Genomic DNA, 17,361 nt, shown 5'->3' on the forward strand with positions numbered 1-17,361 from the left:
TAGCACCGCCGCCAGCCGTTCCGAGGGCCCGCACCGTAGTCGGTGCGGGCCCTCGGCGTTGCCCGCCCCCACACCCGCGTCCCCCAACTGCCACCCCCCGACCAGCGCAGCGTCAATGGTCTTCACCAATGCGCGTGAAATCCCGGTCAACTCGTTATTTCCGCAGGCCACATGGGGTTCACCGGGCGTTGACGTGCGATGACCGGCGCTGATACACACACAACAACCAACCGGACGTTCCTTGATCACGTAGCCGTAACCAGCCATCTCTGCGCAAGCGATGACGCGAGGTCACCGATCCATGGACACAAAAGATCAGCACGGCAGAACACGGTCATCATCAGCGGGCCAAGTGACCCAAGTGGCCCCATCGGCCCGAGCGGCCCGTTCACGGAAGCGCCGCCCCCACCTCCTCCTCGCCGCCGCCGCGGCCGCCGCCTTCACGCTCACCGCGGGACTGGCGACCCCCCTCAACCCGGCGCCCCAGCAGGCGCAGGCCAAGGACGACGGCAAGAAGACCCTCACCGTCGCGGTGGCGCAGAGCGTCGACTCGCTCAGCCCGTTCCTCGCGCAGCGCCTGCTCAGCACCAGCATCCACCGGCTGACGTACGAGTACCTCACGAACTACGACGCCAAGGACAACCACGCGATCCCGGCCTTCGCCGAGAAGTGGGAGCCGTCGGCGGACAAGCTCACCTGGACGTACACCATCCGGTCGAATTCCAAGTGGTCGGACGGGAAGAAGGCGACGGCGGAGGACGCCGCCTGGACGTTCAACAAAATCATGTCCAAGGAAGGCACCGCCACCGCGAACTCCAACTTCGTCACCAATTTCAAGAAGGTGACGGCCCCCTCCCCCACCAAGCTCGTCATCGAGCTGAAGAAGCCGCAGTCGACCATGGCGGCCCTTGACGTCCCGATCGTTCCCAAGCATGTCTGGGAGAAGGTCGACGACATCTCCAAGTTCAACAACGACAAGGACTTCCCGGTCGTCGGGAACGGTCCTTTCGTCCTCGACGACTTCAAGGTCGACCAGTACGTGAAGCTGAAGGCCAACAAGAATTTCTGGCGCGGCGCGCCGAAGTTCGACGAGGTGGTCTTCAAGACGTACAAGGACCAGGACGCCGCGGTGGCGGCGCTGAAGAAGGGCGAGGTGTCCTTCGTCGCGGGCCAGCCCGCGCTGACGCCCGCTCAGGCGAACGGCCTCAAGGGCGAGTCGGACATCAAGGTGAACAACGGTCCCGGCCGCCGGTTCTTCGCCATCGCCACCAACCCGGGGGCCCGCACCCAGGACGGCAAGAAGTTCGGCGACGGCCACCCCGCGCTGCTCGACAAGCGGGTCCGCCAGGCGCTCTTCCTCTCCGTGGACCGGAAGACAATCGTCGACAAGGTGTTCCAGGGAAATGCGGTGGAGGGCGCCGGGTACATTCCGCCGCGCTTCTCCGAATACTCCTGGAAGCCCTCCGCCGAACAGGAACTGAAGTACGACCCGAAGCGGGCCGCGCAGCTCCTCGACGAGGCGGGGTACAAGAAGAAGGGCGGCAAGCGGGTAGGGAAGGACGGCAAGGCGCTCGACTTCCGGATTCTCTGCCACGCCACGGATCCGAATGACAAAGCGGTCGGGAAGTACCTGAAGGAGTGGTGGGGCGACCTCGGCATCGGGCTCAAGGTGAACTGCCTCGACGACGTGTCCGTGCCCTGGTACGCGGGTGAGTACGACCTCGCGTTCGACGGCTGGTCCGTCAACCCCGACCCCGACTTCGTCCTCGGCATCCACACCTGCGCCGCGCTGCCCGAGAAGGCCAAGGAGAGCGCCGCGACGGACAACTTCATCTGCGACAAGAAGTTCGACGAGCTGTACGAGAAGCAGCTCGCCGAGTACGACCCGGCCAAGCGCGCCGGCATCGTCAAGCAGATGGAGTCGTGGCTGTACGACTCGGGCTACATGAATGTCATCGCGTACCCGAACGCCGTCGAGGCCTACCGCACGGACCAGATCAAGTCCCTCACCACCATGCCTTCGGCCGCGGGCAACATCTACGGTCAGGACGGCTATTGGAGTTGGTGGTCGGCGGTCCCGGCGAGTGGGAAGAGTTCCTCCGATGGTGGCAGCTCGACCGGTGTCATCATCGGTATCGCCGTCGCCGCGGTGGTGCTCGCCGGCGGCGGAGCCCTGATCGCCCTGCGCCGCCGCTCGACCGCAGAGGACCGCGAGTAACGCATGGAACACCAGCGGATGACCCACAAGACCGCGAGTCACGTATGACCGCGGCGGACAGCAATCCGGCGGCCATCCTCGCCGCCGAGGCCGAAGCCGCGGCCAAGGGCGCGGCTCCCGGCGGACCGGCCGAGCAGGCCGGTCCGCGGGGCCGCGGCCCCCGGGCCCGCAACACGAGGGCCTATCTCCAGTACGTCGCGGGGAAGCTCGGCGGCGCGCTCGTCTCGATGTTCGCCGTGCTCGTCACGAGCTTCTTCCTGTTCCGGCTGATCCCGGGCGACCCGGTGAAGCAGATGACGGGCGGGCGCCGCGTGTCGAGCGAGCAACTGGCCGCCATGCGCGCCGAGTTCGGCCTGGACGACCCGGTGTGGCAGCAGTTCACGGACTACTGCGGCAATGTCCTCACCGGAGACTTCGGCACTTCGTACCAGTTCCACACACCCGTGATGGACAAGATCACTGAGGCGATCGGTCCGACGCTGTGGCTCACCGGAACGGCGTACGTCCTCTACACCGTCATCGGGATCTGGCTGGGCACGCGCTCGGCGTGGCGCAACGGCCGCATCGGCGACCGCTTCCACACCGGGCTCGCCCTGACGCTGTACTCGGTGCCGTCGTTCTGGCTCGGGCTGCTGCTCATCATCACCTTCTCGGTGGGGGCGGGGCCGCTGCCCGGCCTCTTCCCGACGGGCGGCATGGAGAGCGGTGACGAGAGCGGGTTCGCGTACGTCATGGACGTCGCCCACCACATGATCCTGCCGGTGATCACGCTCGTGGCCGTCGGCTACGCGCAGACGCTGCTCGTCATGCGGTCGTCCCTGCTCGACGAGATGGGCAGCGACTACCTGACGACCGCGCGCGCCAAGGGCCTGCGGGACGACCTGGTGCGCCGCCGCCACGCCGTGCCGAACGCGCTCCTGCCGACGGTGACGCTGATGTTCGTGAACCTGGGCACGGTGGTCGCGGGCGCGATCCTGGTGGAGACGGTGTTCTCCTGGCCGGGGCTCGGCGGCCTCTTCTACCAGGCGCTGAGCGTGCCGGACCTGCCGCTGGTGCAGGGGCTGTTCTTCGTCTTCGCGACGGCGGTGATCCTGATGAACACGGTGGCCGACGTGATCTATCCGCTGCTCGATCCCAGGGTGGGCCGATGACTGCCGAGACAGCCGACGTTCCCGCACCGCAGGAACCCGAGAACACGCGAGAACCACAGCTCCCGAAGGAGGCCAGGAGCCCGCGCGCCCTCGCCTGGACGCGCAGGCGGCACTCCGCGGCCCGCTTCTGGCGGGAGTACCGCACGCACCGCGCGGGGGTCTTCGGGCTCGCCGCGCTGGTCCTCATCACCCTGGCCGCGGTGTTCGCGCCGCTGCTCGTCGGCGCCGACGCGCAGAGCGTGACGGAGGCGCCGGGCGAGGCCATGCAGTCGCCGAGCGGCGAATTCCCCCTGGGCACCGACCAGTTCGGGCGCGACCTCCTTGCGCTGCTCGTGTGGGGCGCGCGGATCTCGCTGACGGTCGGGCTGCTCGCGGCCTTCCTGTCGGTGGCCATCGGTACGGTCGTGGGGATCACGGCGGGCCACTTCAGGGGCTGGTACGCGACCGTCATCATGCGCGTGACGGACTGGTTCCTGGTGATGCCGACCCTGGTCCTCGCGATCGCCCTCGCCTCCGTGATGGACCGTTCCATCTGGACGATCGTCCTGGCGATCGGCGTGACGACGTGGCCGACGACGGCCCGCCTGGTGCGCGCGCAGACCCTCGCCGTGGAGTCCCGCCCCTACATCGAGCGGGCGCAGGCCCTCGGCGGCGGCCACGGCCACATCATGGCCCGGCACGTCCTTCCGAACGTCATGCCGCTGGTCCTCGCGCAGACCACGCTCGTCATCTCCAGCGCGATCCTCACCGAGGCGACGCTGGCCTTCCTCGGGCTCGGCGACCCGACGGTCGTGTCGTGGGGCGGCCTGCTCCAGGACGCGCGCGAGGCGGGCGCGGTCAGCGCGGGCGACTGGTGGTACCTGGCGCCGCCCGGCATCGCGATCGCCGTGGTCGCGCTCGCGTTCACGCTGTGCGGGCGGGCCGTGGAGTCCGTGCTCAACCCCAGGCTGGGAGTGTCCCGTTGACCACCGAGACGACCGTGACCACCGACACCGCACCCCGGGCCGCGGGGCGCCTGCTCGACGTACGCAATCTCCATGTGACGTACGCGTCCGGGGCCGCCGCCGTCCGCGGTGTCGACCTCGCCGTGGACGCCGGGCAGAAGCTCGGCGTGGCCGGCGAGTCGGGCTGCGGCAAGTCCACGCTGGCCCTGGCGCTGCTGCGGCTGCTGCCCGCGGGGACGAAGGTGACCGGCGAGATCCTGCTCGACGGCGAGGACGTGCTCGCCATGAAGTGGGGGCGGGTGCGCGCGGTGCGCTGGGCGGGCGCGTCCATCGTGTTCCAGGGCGCGATGCACTCCCTGAACGCGGTGCACCGCATCGGCGACCAGATCGCCGAGCCCATCCTGCTGCACAAGAAGGCGACCCCCGCGGGCGCCAAGAAGAAGGCGCGCGAGCTGCTCGAACACGTGGGGCTTCCGGGCGCACGCGCGGACGCCTACCCGCACGAGCTGTCCGGCGGGCAGCGCCAGCGCGTGATGATCGCGATGGCGCTGGCCTGCGATCCGCGCCTGATCATCGCCGACGAGCCGACGACCGCACTCGACGTCATGATCCAGGCGCAGATCCTGCGCCTCATCGAACAGCTCGTGGCCGAGCAGGACCTGGGCCTCATCATGATCAGCCACGACCTCGCGGTCCTGTCCGACACCTGCGACCGGCTCGCGGTGATGTACGCGGGCCGGGTCGTCGAGGAGGGGCCTGCCGAGGACGTGTACGAGCGGGCGCGGCACCCGTACGGCAAGGCGCTGTCGGCCGCGTTCCCGCGCATCGGGGACCCGTCGTCGCGGTTCGCGCCGCGCGGGCTTCCCGGGGATCCGCCGGACCCCTCGGCGCTGCCGTCCGGCTGTACGTTCCACCCCCGCTGTCCGGTGGTCCTCGACGTCTGCGCGACGGAGGACCAGGCGCTGCGCGCGGCGGGGGCGGGGCACAGTGCGGCGTGCGTGCATGTGGGGGCGCCGGTGGCCCCCGCGGTGGAGGGCGCGTCGTGACGGGCACCCGGCCGCGTACGGCCGCCCTCTGTACGGCCGCGCGCGCCGCCTCGGCGTGCCCCGCGTACGCCCTCCGGCGCCCGTCCCGCGCCGCGCACCACCCGGCGTACACCGTGATCCGCCGACCCGCTCCCCCGGCCCCGAGGAGAAGCGCATGACCACCGAGACGACCCTCGAACCGGCCTCGCCGCCGGAGCGGTCCGCGCCGCTGCTCACGGCCTCCGACCTGCACATCGCCTTTCCCGGGCGCCGGGGCGCCGACCCGGCGCGCGCGGTGGACGGCGTGGACCTCGACATCCGGCGCGGCGAGATCGTCGCGCTCGTCGGCGAGTCCGGCTGCGGCAAGACGACGCTCGCGCGCTCCCTGCTCGGCCTCGTCCCTCCCACCTCCGGCCGGGTCACCTTCGACGGCAAGCCGCTGGACTACCGCAGCCGCGCCCTGAAGGCCTACCGCAAGCGCGTCCAGCTCGTCCTCCAGGACCCGAGCGGCTCGCTCAACCCGCGGCACACGGTGTACGAGGCCGTGGCCGAGGGGCTGCGCATCCATGGGTACGGGGGTGACGAGCGGGCGGCCGTCGGCGACGCGCTGTCCCGGGCCGGGCTGCGGCCGCCGGAGCGGTTCTTCCTGCGCTACCCGCACGAGTTGTCCGGCGGACAGCGCCAACGGGTCGTCATCGCGGGCGCGTTGGTCCTGGAGCCGGAGCTGATCGTCGCCGACGAGCCGGTGGCCTCCCTGGACGCGTCCGTGCGCGGCGAGATCCTCGCGCTGCTGCTGCGACTGCGGGAGGAACTCGGCCTGTCCGCGCTCGTGGTGACCCATGACCTGGGGCTCGCCTGGAACATCGCGGACCGCGTCGCGGTGATGTACCTGGGCCGCATCGTGGAGACCGGGGCGGTCGAGGACGTTCTGACGGCGCCTCAGCATCCGTACACCCAGGCGCTGTTGTCCGTGCTGCCGGAGGCGGAGGGGGAGCCCGTGGTGCTCACGGGCGAGCCGCCGGACCCGTCACGGGTGCCGGGCGGGTGCCGGTTCCACGCGCGGTGTCAGATCCTCGCCGGGGGTGAGGCGGAGCGGGCCGGGGTGGCGAGCGACTGCCGTACGAAGGACTTGCCTGTGCTTTCCGGTGCAGGAGGAACACAGGTCGCGTGCCACTGGGCGGCCGTTCGGGGTTGACCTTGCAGTCGGCGCGCCGCAGATCGCCCTTCGGGCTCGTCCTCAAACTCCCCCAAGCTCTTAAAGAGCAGGGAGGGGCCCCCTCGACGGGCTCGAAATCACCGGCTGTCGGCCGCCTCGACCAAGTCCCGTGACTTCTTCACATCGTCCGCCATCGCGACAAGCAGCTCGTCGATCGAGTCGAACTTCGCCATGCCGCGCACGTAGGCGAGGAAGTCCACGGCGACGTGCAGGCCGTACAGGTCGAGGCCGACGCGGTCGATCGCGTACGCCTCGACGGTGCGCTCGGTGCCGTCGAACGTGGGGTTGGTGCCCACCGAGATGGCCGCGGGCATCGCCTCGCCGTCGGCGTGCAGCCAGCCCGCGTAGACGCCGTCGGCGGGGATCGCGGTGTGCGGCAGGGTCTCCACGTTGGCCGTGGGGAAGCCCAGCTCGCGGCCGCGCTGGGCGCCGCGGACGACGACGCCCTCCACGCGGTGCGGGCGGCCCAGGATCTCGTTGGCGCCCGCGACGTCGCCCTCGGCGACGAGGCGGCGGGTGAGCGTGGACGAGAAGGGCTGACCGCCGCCCGCCGTGCCGCTCACGTACAGGTCGATGACCTCGACCTCGTAGTCGTAGGTCCGGCCGAGGTCGGCGAGGACCTCGACGTTGCCCGCGGCGCGGTGCCCGAAGCGGAAGTTGGGGCCCTCGACGACGGCCTTGGCGTGCAGCTTGTCGACGAGGACCTTGACCACGAAGTCGGCGGGGGACAGCTTCGAGAACTCGGTGGTGAAGGGCAGGATGAGGACGGCGTCCACGCCGAGGTCCGCCATCAGCTCGGCGCGCCGGTGGTGCGGGGCGAGCAGCGGCGGGTGGCTGCCGGGCCGCACGACCTCGCTCGGGTGCGGGTCGAAGGTGACGACCACGGCGGGCACGCCCAGCTCACGGGCGCGAGCCACCGCGCGGCCGATGATGAGCTGGTGACCGCGGTGCACGCCGTCGTAGGAACCAATGGTGACGACGCTGCGCCCCCAGTCCTGGGGGATGTCCTCCAAGCCACGCCAGCGCTGCACTGTCTTCGCTCCTCGCCGAACCCGTGTATGTATCCGTACGCCCGTACGTCTGTACGTTCCGTTGCCGATTGCGCAGGTCTAAGACTGCCATGCCGACAGTTTGTCGCCCGCATCGGCCGGGGTGGCGGAGCTCACGCCGACACGGGCACCGCCCCCGTGAGCTGCTCGATGGTGCGGCGGGCGCTCGGCCCGACGAGCGCGGCCCAGTCCTGCGGGACGTCGGTGAGCCAGCCCGTGAGACGCGCGGCGAAGCCGGGCACGCGCCGCGCCAGGTCGACCAGGGTGCGGTCGAAGCACGCCGCGCCCTCCGGGGTGCGGCCGAGCAGCAGCGCGGTGCGGCGCACAAGGTCGCGGTCGCGCTCGGCGCCGCCGCCCCGGCCACCGACGGCGCGCAGCACGGCCTCGAAGACGGCGGGCTCCCGCTCGGCCGCGAGCATCAGGTCGAGCAGCTCGGTCCGCAGCGGCCGCGACACGGGCGTGCCGGGCGCGGCGAGCACGGGCGCGAGCGCGGCCCGCACGTCCACGCTGCGGCTCCGCAGCAGCCCCGCGACCAGCGGGAACAGCTCGGCGCGCACGGCAGGACCCTGTTCGAGGCGCAGATCCGTGTACGCCGCCGCGTCGGCCGCGGCGCGCGGGCACTGCTCTACCCGCTCCTGTACGAGCTCCGCGACGCGCCGCGCGAGGTCGGGCGAGGGCACCTCGGCGAGGCCGCGCAGGACCTCGGCGGTGCCGGTGCTGCGCGTGCGCACACGGGAGCGGAAGGCGGCGAGCACCGTCTCGGGGTGGGTGGTCAGGGCGGCGGCGAGGGCGCTGGCCGGGAGGCCGGGGTCTCCTGCGGCGAAGTGTTCGAGGGCGCGGGTCAGGTGGCGGGCTCGGGTGCGGGGGTCGCGTACGAGGAGGGCGAGGGCGTTGCCGTGCAGGGCGTCGTCGGCGGGGCGGGCGAGGAGGGTCTCGGCGGCGTACCGCAGGAGTTCGCGGTCGGCGTCGCCGGTGGCGTGCCGGGCGGCGCGCGGGGCGTGTGCGGCGGCGGCGACGCGGCGGGCGGGGCGGGCGTCGTGGGCCCAGCGGTCGACGGCGCGGCAGAGCGCGGACGGCTCGTCCTCGGCGAGCGCGCCGAGCAGTTCGTCGGCGCGCGGGTGCGCGCAGTCGACGAGGGCTTCGGTGAGGTCGTCGACGGCGCGGTGCCTGTGGGTGTGCAGGAGCGCCTGGGCGGCGGAGGCGACGGTCGCCTCGGGGGCGGCGCGCAGCGGCCTCTCGTCGGCGAACCAGCGGGTGAGGTGGTGCTGTACGGCGGCGGGGTCGGCGGCGAGGCGCTCCGCCACGGCGTCCAGGCAGCGGCGCCCGGTGCCGGGCGGGCCGTCGTGCACCACGACGGCCCGCAGCAGCTCGAACCGCGCGGCTTCCGGCAGCCGCAGCGCCAGCCAGAACTCGGGCCCGAACTGCCGCTGCGCGGCGACCTGTTGCAGCACGTTGACGTACGGAGTGGCATCCCGCACCCGAAGCAGCACCTCCCGCAACAGATGCCGCGCCCACCACCACGCGTCCCCGAACTCCCCGGCCCGGCCCCCGCCCCCCTCACCCCGACCACCGGCCTCGCCCGCCCGCGCCCTGTCACCGTCCGACCGACCACCCGCCTCACCGGACCGCACGTCGGCACCCTCAGCCCAACCGCCCACGTCCCCCGACCAAGCCCTGCCCCCCTCCGACCGACCACCCGCCTCGCCCGACTGCACCCTGGGCCCCTCGGAACGACCGCTTGCCTCCCCCGACCACACCTCGGCACCCCCGGCCCGACCGCGCACCTCACCCGGCCGCACCCTGTCCCCCTCCGACCGACCGCCTCCCTCACCCGACCGCACCCTGGCCCCCTCCAACTGACCACCCACCCCATCCGACCTCACCCCAACACCCTCCGACCGGCCAGCCACCTCCTCCCCGTCCAGCCCCGCCCCGGCACCCCCGGAAACACCACCAGCACCGTCCAGCCCCACCCCGGCACCCCCGGCGATGCCACCCGCCCCACCCAGCACCTCCAACGCCCCCACCAACTCCCCCAACCTCCCCGCCAGTTCACCGGCCCCCCGCTGCCGCTCCAGCTGCAACAGCGCCTGCAGCACCGGCCCGACCCGGTGGCGTGGCACCGGCAAGGACCGCACCGCGGGCGACGCCGCGCCCGGCTCCGCGTACCGCAGGACCAGCGACGTCAGCGCGCCGTCCACGTCCAGGTGGAGGCCCTGGATCCAGTCGGCCAGTTCCTCGTGGGCGAAGCGGTAGCCGGTGCCTGCGGGGACGAGGAGGCCTTCGGTGAGGACGGCGGAGGCCCAGCCCGTGCAGGTGTCGAAGCCCTTGCCCGGCAGGGCGCCCCACGGGAACACCGCCTCGAAGGAGGCCCGGTCGAGCTGTCCCTGGCCGGGGCCCAGACAGCGCCGGGCCGCCTCGTGCACCTGCCCGGACACCTTCGCCGCGAGTCGCCGCACCGCGGCTCCCCGCAGCCCGCTGTCGGCGGCGAGGCGGACGGCGACGCGCAGGGCGAGCAGGTCGAGGTAGGCCGCGAAGACGTCCTCGCGGGTGGGCTGCCCGGCGGGCTCGTCCGGCAGGGCGGCGGCCACCTCCGAGAGCAGCCGCAGCGTCAGCGGATGGCGGGCGTCGGTGACGGAAAGGGCGTCGTCCGCGATGCCGAACCGCTCCCGCGCCCGGCGGGCCTGCGCCTCGGGCAGTTCGTCGAGGCGGAGGCAGCCGGGCAGCCGCGCGCGTACGCAGTCGTCGGGGCGCTCGCCGAGCCCGGGGGTGTGCAGCAGGTCCCCGGGGAAGTGGGCCCCGGCCTGCTCCCAGTACTCCGCGCGGCAGGCCACGACCAGCCGCGTCCCGGTGTCCCGCAGCCAGCCGGACGTACCGGCGCTCCACTCCGCGAGGCGGTGCGCGAGCACGGGCGGCATCTCCTCGGGGCCGTCGAGCAGGAGCAGCAGCGGCCGCCCCGCGTCCCGTACGAGTCGGGCGACGCGGCCCGCCGAGATGTCCCCGAGCCCGTCGTCGCCGCCGGCCACCGCGTCCGACGCGGCGAGGATGCGTCCGGCCCGCTCCAGGGCGCGGCCCACCGCGTCGGCCACGGAGGTGTCCTCGTCCCGCAGGTCTGCGCCGCGCAGCCACAGGGTGGGTGCGGGTTCGGCGCCCCGGGCGCGGCGTCCGGCGAGCGCGGCGAGTTCCGTGGTGCGGCCGGTGCCGGGGTCGCCGACGAGGCCGAGCACACGGGCGGGTCCGGCGGCGGTGAAGTGCGCGAACTCCCGTTCCGTGTCGGGCCGTTCGACGGGTTCGGGCCGGGTCGGGCGTGGCCCGTCGGAGCCGACGGAGGTGGCCGTGAGGTGCAGCGCGCCCGCCAGGTTCAGATCGCGGCCGTAGCCGGGCACGGTGGCCGCGTTGCGGGCGAGGAGGACGGCGAGCGGCCCGCCGGGGTCGGCGGCGGCCGCGGCCCGCAGTGGCACGGCGAACCCGGCGGCGCGGTGCGAGGCCTCCAGGGCGGTGGCCAGGACGGCGAGGACGGCGCCGGACGCGGCGTCGACGACGGGCCCGCCCGCCGCGCCACCGCCGAGCCGCAGCGCGTCCGCGCCGTCGGTGCCGATGGCCAGCTCCATGGCGGCGTCGAGGAGGTGGAAGCGGTCCGTCGCGGTGTACGTCACGGCGGCCGAGTCGAGCACCCGGGCCTGCCGCCAGCCGCCCGCTGCGATACGTACGTACGAACCCACGGCAACCGTGTCGCGCCCGGCCACGGGCAGCGGGCGCAGGCCGAGGCCTTCGGTGCGGACGAGGGCGAGGTCGTGCTCCGGCAGCGCGGTGACGGCCTCGTCGGTGACGACGCAGGTGCGCTCGCCCGGCGCGTGCAGCACTATGCGGGCGAGGCCGTCGACCGCCTCGTGGCTGGTGATCACGGTGCCGTGGTCGTCGGCGGCGAAGCCGTGGCCGCGCGGGCGGCCCGCCAGATCGCAGATCCGCACCAGGGACCGCTCGGGCTCCCGCCACGCGTCCCGGCCCACCGTCCACTCGCTCCGGGAAGCACCCAGGTCGCTCCGGGAAGCACCCGGGCGGACACTCCGGTCGTCACCTCGGTCGCTCCGGTCACTCCTGCCCCGGGCCCGTTCCCCGCCGCCCCGTGCCCGCGGGCCCCGTCCCGCCATGCTCGAACCTCCCAGCCGCACCCCGTAGTTCGACCGTAGGCCGGAGATGATCAGCAGGACAGAACGCGAGCCGAACGCGCCCCCTTCCGCTCCCTCGGTTCACTCCGAGCGCCTGCCCGTAGGGGTGAAACGGCGGGTGGCGGTGGATACACCTTCATGTGGGGGCACCGCAGGGGGGACTGTGGAGCGGCGGACATCGTGCGCCGCTCCACAACAATGAGGCCGCCGGACGAAGAGGCCGTCGAACGAGCCCCGTCGGGCGAAGAGCCCTCAGAAGCCGGACGAAGAACCCTCAGGAGAACACGGCGAGGCTCTTGGCCTTGCCCTTCAACTCCTCGGCCAGGACCAGGAATTCGCCCCCGGGCCCGAAGACGGCGACGGGCCCGGCGCCCGTGTACTCGTCCGGCATCTCGATCCGCACGCCATTGGCGAGCAGCCGCGCCCGCCGCTCGTCGACGTCCCAGCGCGGGAACGCCGCGGTGGCCGCGTCGGCGACCGGCATCACCGTCAGCTCCTCCTGGAGCTGGTCGAGGGTCTTCGCGGCGTCCAGCTTGTAGGGCCCGACGCGGGTGCGGCGCAGCGCCGTGAGGTGGCCGCCGACGCCGAGTCCGGCGCCGAGGTCACGGGCAAGGGCGCGGATGTACGTGCCCGAGGAGCAGACGACGGACACGACCAGGTCGAGGACGGGGGTGCCGTCCTCGGCGACCGCGTCCCGGATGTCGTACACCTGGAAGGACGAGACCGTCACCGGGCGGGCGGGGATCTCGAAGTCCTCGCCCTTGCGCGCCCGCGCGTACGACCGCTTGCCGTCGATCTTGATGGCGCTGACCTTCGACGGGACCTGCATGATCGCGCCGGACAGCTCGGCGATGCCCGCGTCGATGGCGTCGCGCTTGACGCCGGAGGCGTCCGCGGACGCCGTGATCTCGCCCTCGGCGTCGTCCGTGAGGGTGGACTGGCCGAGGCGGATCGTGCCGAGATACTCCTTCTCGGTGAGTGCCAGGTGGCCGAGCAGCTTCGTGGCGCGCTCGACGCCGAGGACGAGGACGCCCGTCGCCATCGGGTCGAGGGTGCCCGCGTGGCCGACGCGGCGGGTCCTGGCGATGCCCCGCATCTTGGCGACCACGTCGTGCGAAGTGAAGCCGGACGGCTTGTCGACGATGACAAGTCCGTCCGGCGTCGTTCCAGTACTGCGCTTGGTCATTACGAGGCGTCGCCGTCCTTGTCGGCCGCGGCACCGGTGGCGCCGTCGCCCGTCTCGGTGTCGTCGTCCTCGTCCGGCTTGCGGTACGGGTCCGCGCCGCCCGCGAACTCGGCGCCCGCGGAGACCTCCCGCACCTTGGCGTCGGAGGCCCTGGCCCGGTCGAGGAGGTCCTCGATGGCCTTGGCGTTGTCCGGGAGGGCGTCCGCCACGAAGGTCAGGGTCGGCGTGAACTTCACGCCCGCGGCCTGGCCGACCGCCGACCGGAGGACGCCCTTGGCGCTCTCCAGGCCCGCGGCCGCGGCCGCGCGGTCCTCGTCGTCCCCGTAGACCGTGTAGAAGACGGTCGCCTCCCGCAGGTCACCCGTGACCCGGGTGTCCGTGATGGTGACATGTGTGCCGAGCCGCGGGTCCTTGATCCCGCGCTGCAGCTTCTGGGCCACCACCTCTCGGATGAGGTCCGCCAGCCTCTTCGCCCGCGCGTTGTCGGCCACTGCTCCGTCTCCTTCTGTGCTGTGCTCGTCGCTGGTCGTTCAGGTCGTTCAATCGTCGTCGTCACCGTGGAGGCGCCGCCGTACCGACAGCAGCTCCACCTCGGGCCGGGCGGCGACGAGCCGTTCGCACCGGTCCAGTACGTCCGTGATGTGCCCCGCGTCCCCGGAGACCAGCGCCAGGCCGATCTCGCTCCTGCGGTGCAGGTCCTGGTGGCCGACCTCCGCCGCGCTCACCGCGTACTTCCGCTGGAGTTCCGCCACGATCGGGCGGACGAGGGAGCGTTTCTCCTTCAGCGAATGTACGTCGCCGAGGAGCAGGTCGAAGGACAGAGTCCCCACATACATGTGTGTGCCGGATGTCCCGCCGGTCCGGGATCGCGCCCCGCACGTGGTTGGCAGGGTCACCAGAACCGTACAACGCGCGACCGGTTCCGCTCGACGGAGTTTTCGCCCCCGCCGCCCCTACCCGTCCCGTACCTGGGGCTCCGCCCCAGACCCCGCTCCTCAAACGCCGGAGGGGCTGGATGGATAGCCCGTCCGGCGTTTGAGGACGAGGCGCGGAGCGCCGAAAAAGCGGGGGCAAGGGGCGCAGCCCCCTAAACAGGGTCGGGGGCCGCCCAGGGGAAACCCCGGGCGGCCCCCGACCGTTCACGCTAAGCCCGCGGCTTCTCCCGCATCTCGTACGTCGCGATGACGTCGTCGACCTTGATGTCGTTGAAGTTGCCGAGGTTGATACCGCCCTCGAACCCTTCGCGGATCTCGGTGACGTCGTCCTTGAAGCGGCGCAGACCCTGGATGTTGAGGTCCTCCGCGATGACCTTGCCATCGCGCAGGAGCCGGGCCTTGGTGTTGCGCTTGACCTCGCCGGAGCGGATGAGAACACCCGCGATGTTGCCCAGCTTGGACGAGCGGAAGACCTCGCGGATCTCCGCCGTGCCGAGCTCGACCTCTTCGTACTCCGGCTTGAGCATGCCCTTGAGGGCCGCCTCGATCTCCTCGATGGCCTGGTAGATCACCGAGTAGTAGCGGACGTCGACGCCCTCGCGCTCCGCCATCTGCGCGGCACGGCCGGCCGCGCGGACGTTGTAGCCGATGACGATGGCGTCGGAGCCCATGGCCAGGTCGATGTCCGACTCGGTGACCGCACCCACACCGCGGTGCAGGACGCGGATGTCGACCTCTTCGCCGACGTCGAGCTGGAGCAGCGAGGACTCGAGAGCCTCGACCGCACCGGACGCGTCGCCCTTGATGATGAGGTTGAGCTGCTGGATCTCGCCGGCCTTGAGCACCTTGTCCAGGTCCTCGAGCGAGACACGGCGCACGCGCTTGGCGAACGCGGCGTTGCGCTCACGGGCGGCACGCTTCTCGGCGATCTGACGGGCCGTACGGTCCTCGTCGACCACCAGGAAGTTGTCGCCCGCGCCCGGGACGTTGGTGAGACCGAGGACGAGGACCGGAGTCGAGGGACCCGCCTCTTCCACGTTCTCGCCCTTGTCGTCGAGCATCGCGCGGACTCGGCCGTACGCGTCGCCGGCGACCATCGTGTCACCGACGCGCAGCGTGCCGCGCTGGACCAGGACGGTCGCGACGGCGCCGCGGCCCTTGTCCAGGTGGGCCTCGATCGCGATGCCCTGCGCGTCCTGCTCCGGGTTGGCCCGCAGGTCGAGCGAGGCGTCGGCGGTGAGGACGACGGCCTCGAGCAGCTGCTCGATGTTGAGGCCCTGGCGGGCGGAGATGTCGACGAACATGGTGTCGCCGCCGTACTCCTCGGCCACCAGACCGAACTCGGTGAGCTGACCGCGCACCTTGGTCGGGTCGGCACCCTCGACGTCGATCTTGTTGACCGCGACCACGATCGGCACGTCGGCCGCCTTGGCGTGGTTCAGCGCTTCGATCGTCTGCGGCATCACACCGTCGTTGGCCGCGACCACGAGGATCGCGATGTCGGTGGACTTCGCACCACGGGCACGCATGGCGGTGAACGCCTCGTGACCGGGGGTGTCGATGAAGGTGATCGGACGCTCTTCGCCATTGACCTCGGTCGCGACCTGGTACGCACCGATGTGCTGCGTAATACCGCCCGCTTCACCCGCGACGACGTTCGTCTTGCGGATGGCGTCGAGCAGTCGGGTCTTTCCGTGATCGACGTGACCCATGACGGTCACGACCGGCGGACGGGACATGAGCGCCTCTTCGCCGCCCTCGTCCTCGCCGAACTCGATGGAGAACGACTCGAGCAGCTCGCGGTCCTCCTCCTCGGGGCTGACGATCTGAACGACGTAGTTCATCTCGCCGCCGAGGAGGTGCAGCGTCTCGTCGGAGACGGACTGCGTGGCCGTGACCATCTCGCCGAGGTTCATCATCACCGCGACGAGCGACGCCGGGTTGGCGTTGATCTTCTCGGCGAAGTCGGTGAGGGAGGCACCGCGCGACAGGCGAACGGTCTCGCCGTTGCCGCGAGGCAGCATCACGCCGCCGACCGACGGGGCCTGCATGGCCTCGTACTCCTGGCGCCTCTGCCGCTTCGACTTGCGACCGCGACGCGCGGGACCGCCGGGACGGCCGAAGGCGCCCTGCGTGCCACCGCGGCCACCGGGACCACCCGGACGGCCACCGAAGCCGGGACGACCGCCGAAGCCGCCGCCACCACCGGGACGACCGGCACCGCCGCCGCCACCGCCCGGACCACCGGGACGGCCGGCGAACCCACCGCCGCCACCGCCCGGACCACCGGGACGACCGGCGAAGCCGGGACGGGCACCGCCGCCACCGCCGCCACCGCCGGGACGACCGCCGCCACCGGGACCACGGCCACCGCCGGGGCCACCACCGGGACGCGGACCCGCGGCGGGACGCTGCGGCATCATGCCCGGGTTCGGACGGTTGCCGCCGGGGGCACCGCCAGGGCCGCCGGCAGCACGAGGCGCCTGCGGGCGCGGCATGCCGCCCGGGGACGGACGAGCGCCGCCCTGACCCTGCGGACGGGGAGCACCCTGGCCGCCGCCCTGACCGCCCTGCGGACGGGGAGCGCCGGGAGCGCCACCGGGACGCGGGGCGCCGCCCGGACGGGGCGCCTGCGGGCGCGCCATGCCGGTGGAGCCACCAGAGGTGAAGGGGTTGTTGCCCGGACGCGGGCCGGCCGGACGGCCGCCCGGACGCGGAGCGCCACCCTGGCCGCCGGGGCGCGGAGCACCCTGACGGTCACCGCGGTCGCCGCGGTCACCGCGCTCGGGGCGGTCACCACGGCCCTGGCCACCCTGGCCGGGGGCCGGACGGCCCGCGGGCTTCGGCGCGGCCGGGCCCGGACGGGCACCGGGGCGCGAGGCCTGCGCGGCCGCGGGAGCGACCGGAGCAGCCGGAGCGGCCGGCGGAGCGGTGAACTCCGGGGCGGCCGGAGCCGGAGAAGCCGGGGCCGGCTTGGGCGCCGGCGGCTTCGGGCCCGGACGGGGACCCGGCGCGGCCGGGGCGGCCGGTGCCGACGGGGCCGCGGGCTGCTCGGCCACGGCGGGCTTGGGCGCCGGCGGCTTCGGGGCAGCCGGACGCGCGGCCTGCGCGGGAGAGGGGGACGCCGGCGTCGCCGGCTTGGGGGCGGCCTGCTTGCGCGGCGCGCCGGGCTTGGCGGCGCCGGACTTGCCGTTGCCACCGCCCTGATTCAATGCGTCAGTCAGTTTGCGTACAACGGGCGCCTCGATGGTCGAGGACGCCGAACGTACGAATTCACCGAGTTCTTGGAGCTTGGCCATGACGACCTTGCTCTCTACGCCGAACTCCTTGGCGAGTTCGTATACCCGGACCTTAGCCACTTCGCTCCTTTTAGGTCCGGGTTACGCCGGACCGTCGCTACTTCATGGGCGTACTCATCGCGTGCTCATCGAGTGCTCATCGCAATCTCGACCTACTTCCAACTCGCGG

At 72.5% G+C, this 17,361-nt stretch carries 11 protein-coding genes; 5 read left to right on the forward strand and 6 right to left on the reverse strand.

Annotated features, from left to right (window positions below):
- Nucleotides 1-301 precede the first annotated feature (301 nt).
- The 5 genes from IEY91_RS34865 (at nucleotide 302) to IEY91_RS34885 (ending at nucleotide 6,533) form a co-directional block, all read left to right on the forward strand.
- A complete protein-coding gene (locus IEY91_RS34865) occupies nucleotides 302-2,218 on the forward strand; it encodes an ABC transporter substrate-binding protein (protein WP_229697434.1) in 1,917 nt (638 codons plus the stop codon).
- Between the two features lie 44 nt (nucleotides 2,219-2,262).
- Complete coding sequence (locus IEY91_RS34870) at nucleotides 2,263-3,369, forward strand: ABC transporter permease (protein ID WP_164319889.1); 1,107 nt, start codon at nucleotides 2,263-2,265, stop codon at nucleotides 3,367-3,369.
- The gene (locus IEY91_RS34875) at nucleotides 3,366-4,334 is read left to right on the forward strand and encodes an ABC transporter permease (protein WP_164319891.1); all 969 of its coding nucleotides are present in this window, start codon (nucleotides 3,366-3,368) and stop codon (nucleotides 4,332-4,334) included. Before IEY91_RS34870 ends, IEY91_RS34875 begins: the two co-directional genes overlap by 4 nt.
- On the forward strand, nucleotides 4,331-5,359 hold the full coding sequence (locus tag IEY91_RS34880; protein ID WP_189177044.1) for an ABC transporter ATP-binding protein: 1,029 nt from the start codon (nucleotides 4,331-4,333) through the stop codon (nucleotides 5,357-5,359). Before IEY91_RS34875 ends, IEY91_RS34880 begins: the two co-directional genes overlap by 4 nt.
- Before the next feature lie 154 nt (nucleotides 5,360-5,513).
- Nucleotides 5,514-6,533, forward strand: coding sequence for an ABC transporter ATP-binding protein (locus IEY91_RS34885; protein WP_164319893.1), 1,020 nt, complete (start codon nucleotides 5,514-5,516; stop codon nucleotides 6,531-6,533).
- Nucleotides 6,534-6,631: 98 nt separating this feature from the next.
- Here the strand turns inward: IEY91_RS34885 and IEY91_RS34890 are convergent, their stop codons facing one another.
- The 6 genes from IEY91_RS34890 to infB form a co-directional block, all read right to left on the reverse strand.
- A complete protein-coding gene (locus tag IEY91_RS34890) occupies nucleotides 6,632-7,585 on the reverse strand; it encodes a bifunctional riboflavin kinase/FAD synthetase (RefSeq protein WP_164319895.1) in 954 nt (317 codons plus the stop codon).
- 131 nt (nucleotides 7,586-7,716) lie between these two features.
- Nucleotides 7,717-11,754, reverse strand: a complete 4,038-nt coding sequence (locus IEY91_RS34895; RefSeq protein ID WP_229697435.1) for a serine protease — start codon at nucleotides 11,752-11,754, stop codon at nucleotides 7,717-7,719.
- A 292-nt stretch (nucleotides 11,755-12,046) separates the two neighbouring features.
- Entirely contained in the window at nucleotides 12,047-12,958 is a 912-nt protein-coding gene (gene truB, locus IEY91_RS34900; protein WP_164319900.1) for a tRNA pseudouridine(55) synthase TruB, read from the reverse strand.
- Nucleotides 12,958-13,449, reverse strand: coding sequence for a 30S ribosome-binding factor RbfA (gene rbfA / locus IEY91_RS34905; protein ID WP_189177046.1), 492 nt, complete (start codon nucleotides 13,447-13,449; stop codon nucleotides 12,958-12,960). Before rbfA ends, truB begins: the two co-directional genes overlap by 1 nt.
- Nucleotides 13,450-13,497: 48 nt before the next feature.
- The gene (locus tag IEY91_RS34910; protein ID WP_164319904.1) at nucleotides 13,498-13,794 is read right to left on the reverse strand and encodes a DUF503 domain-containing protein; all 297 of its coding nucleotides are present in this window, start codon (nucleotides 13,792-13,794) and stop codon (nucleotides 13,498-13,500) included.
- A gap of 308 nt (nucleotides 13,795-14,102) precedes the next feature.
- Nucleotides 14,103-17,252: a translation initiation factor IF-2 gene (infB, locus tag IEY91_RS34915; RefSeq protein WP_189177047.1), complete on the reverse strand. Its 3,150-nt coding sequence runs from the start codon at nucleotides 17,250-17,252 to the stop codon at nucleotides 14,103-14,105.
- Nucleotides 17,253-17,361 lie beyond the last annotated feature (109 nt).

This window comes from Streptomyces lasiicapitis, assembly GCF_014646335.1.
Lineage (GTDB): Bacteria > Actinomycetota > Actinomycetes > Streptomycetales > Streptomycetaceae > Streptomyces > Streptomyces lasiicapitis.

What these genes read in the sequence shown, in the direction of transcription:
- IEY91_RS34865 (WP_229697434.1), top strand. Translation starts at nt 302, where the DNA reads ATGGACACAAAAGATCAGCACGGCAGAACACGGTCATCATCAGCGGGC.
- IEY91_RS34870 (WP_164319889.1), top strand. Translation starts at nt 2,263, where the DNA reads ATGACCGCGGCGGACAGCAATCCGGCGGCCATCCTCGCCGCCGAGGCC.
- IEY91_RS34875 (WP_164319891.1), top strand. Translation starts at nt 3,366, where the DNA reads ATGACTGCCGAGACAGCCGACGTTCCCGCACCGCAGGAACCCGAGAAC.
- IEY91_RS34885 (WP_164319893.1), top strand. Translation starts at nt 5,514, where the DNA reads ATGACCACCGAGACGACCCTCGAACCGGCCTCGCCGCCGGAGCGGTCC.
- IEY91_RS34895 (WP_229697435.1), bottom strand. Translation starts at nt 11,754, where the DNA reads ATGGCGGGACGGGGCCCGCGGGCACGGGGCGGCGGGGAACGGGCCCGG.
- truB (WP_164319900.1), bottom strand. Translation starts at nt 12,958, where the DNA reads ATGACCAAGCGCAGTACTGGAACGACGCCGGACGGACTTGTCATCGTC.
- IEY91_RS34910 (WP_164319904.1), bottom strand. Translation starts at nt 13,794, where the DNA reads ATGTATGTGGGGACTCTGTCCTTCGACCTGCTCCTCGGCGACGTACAT.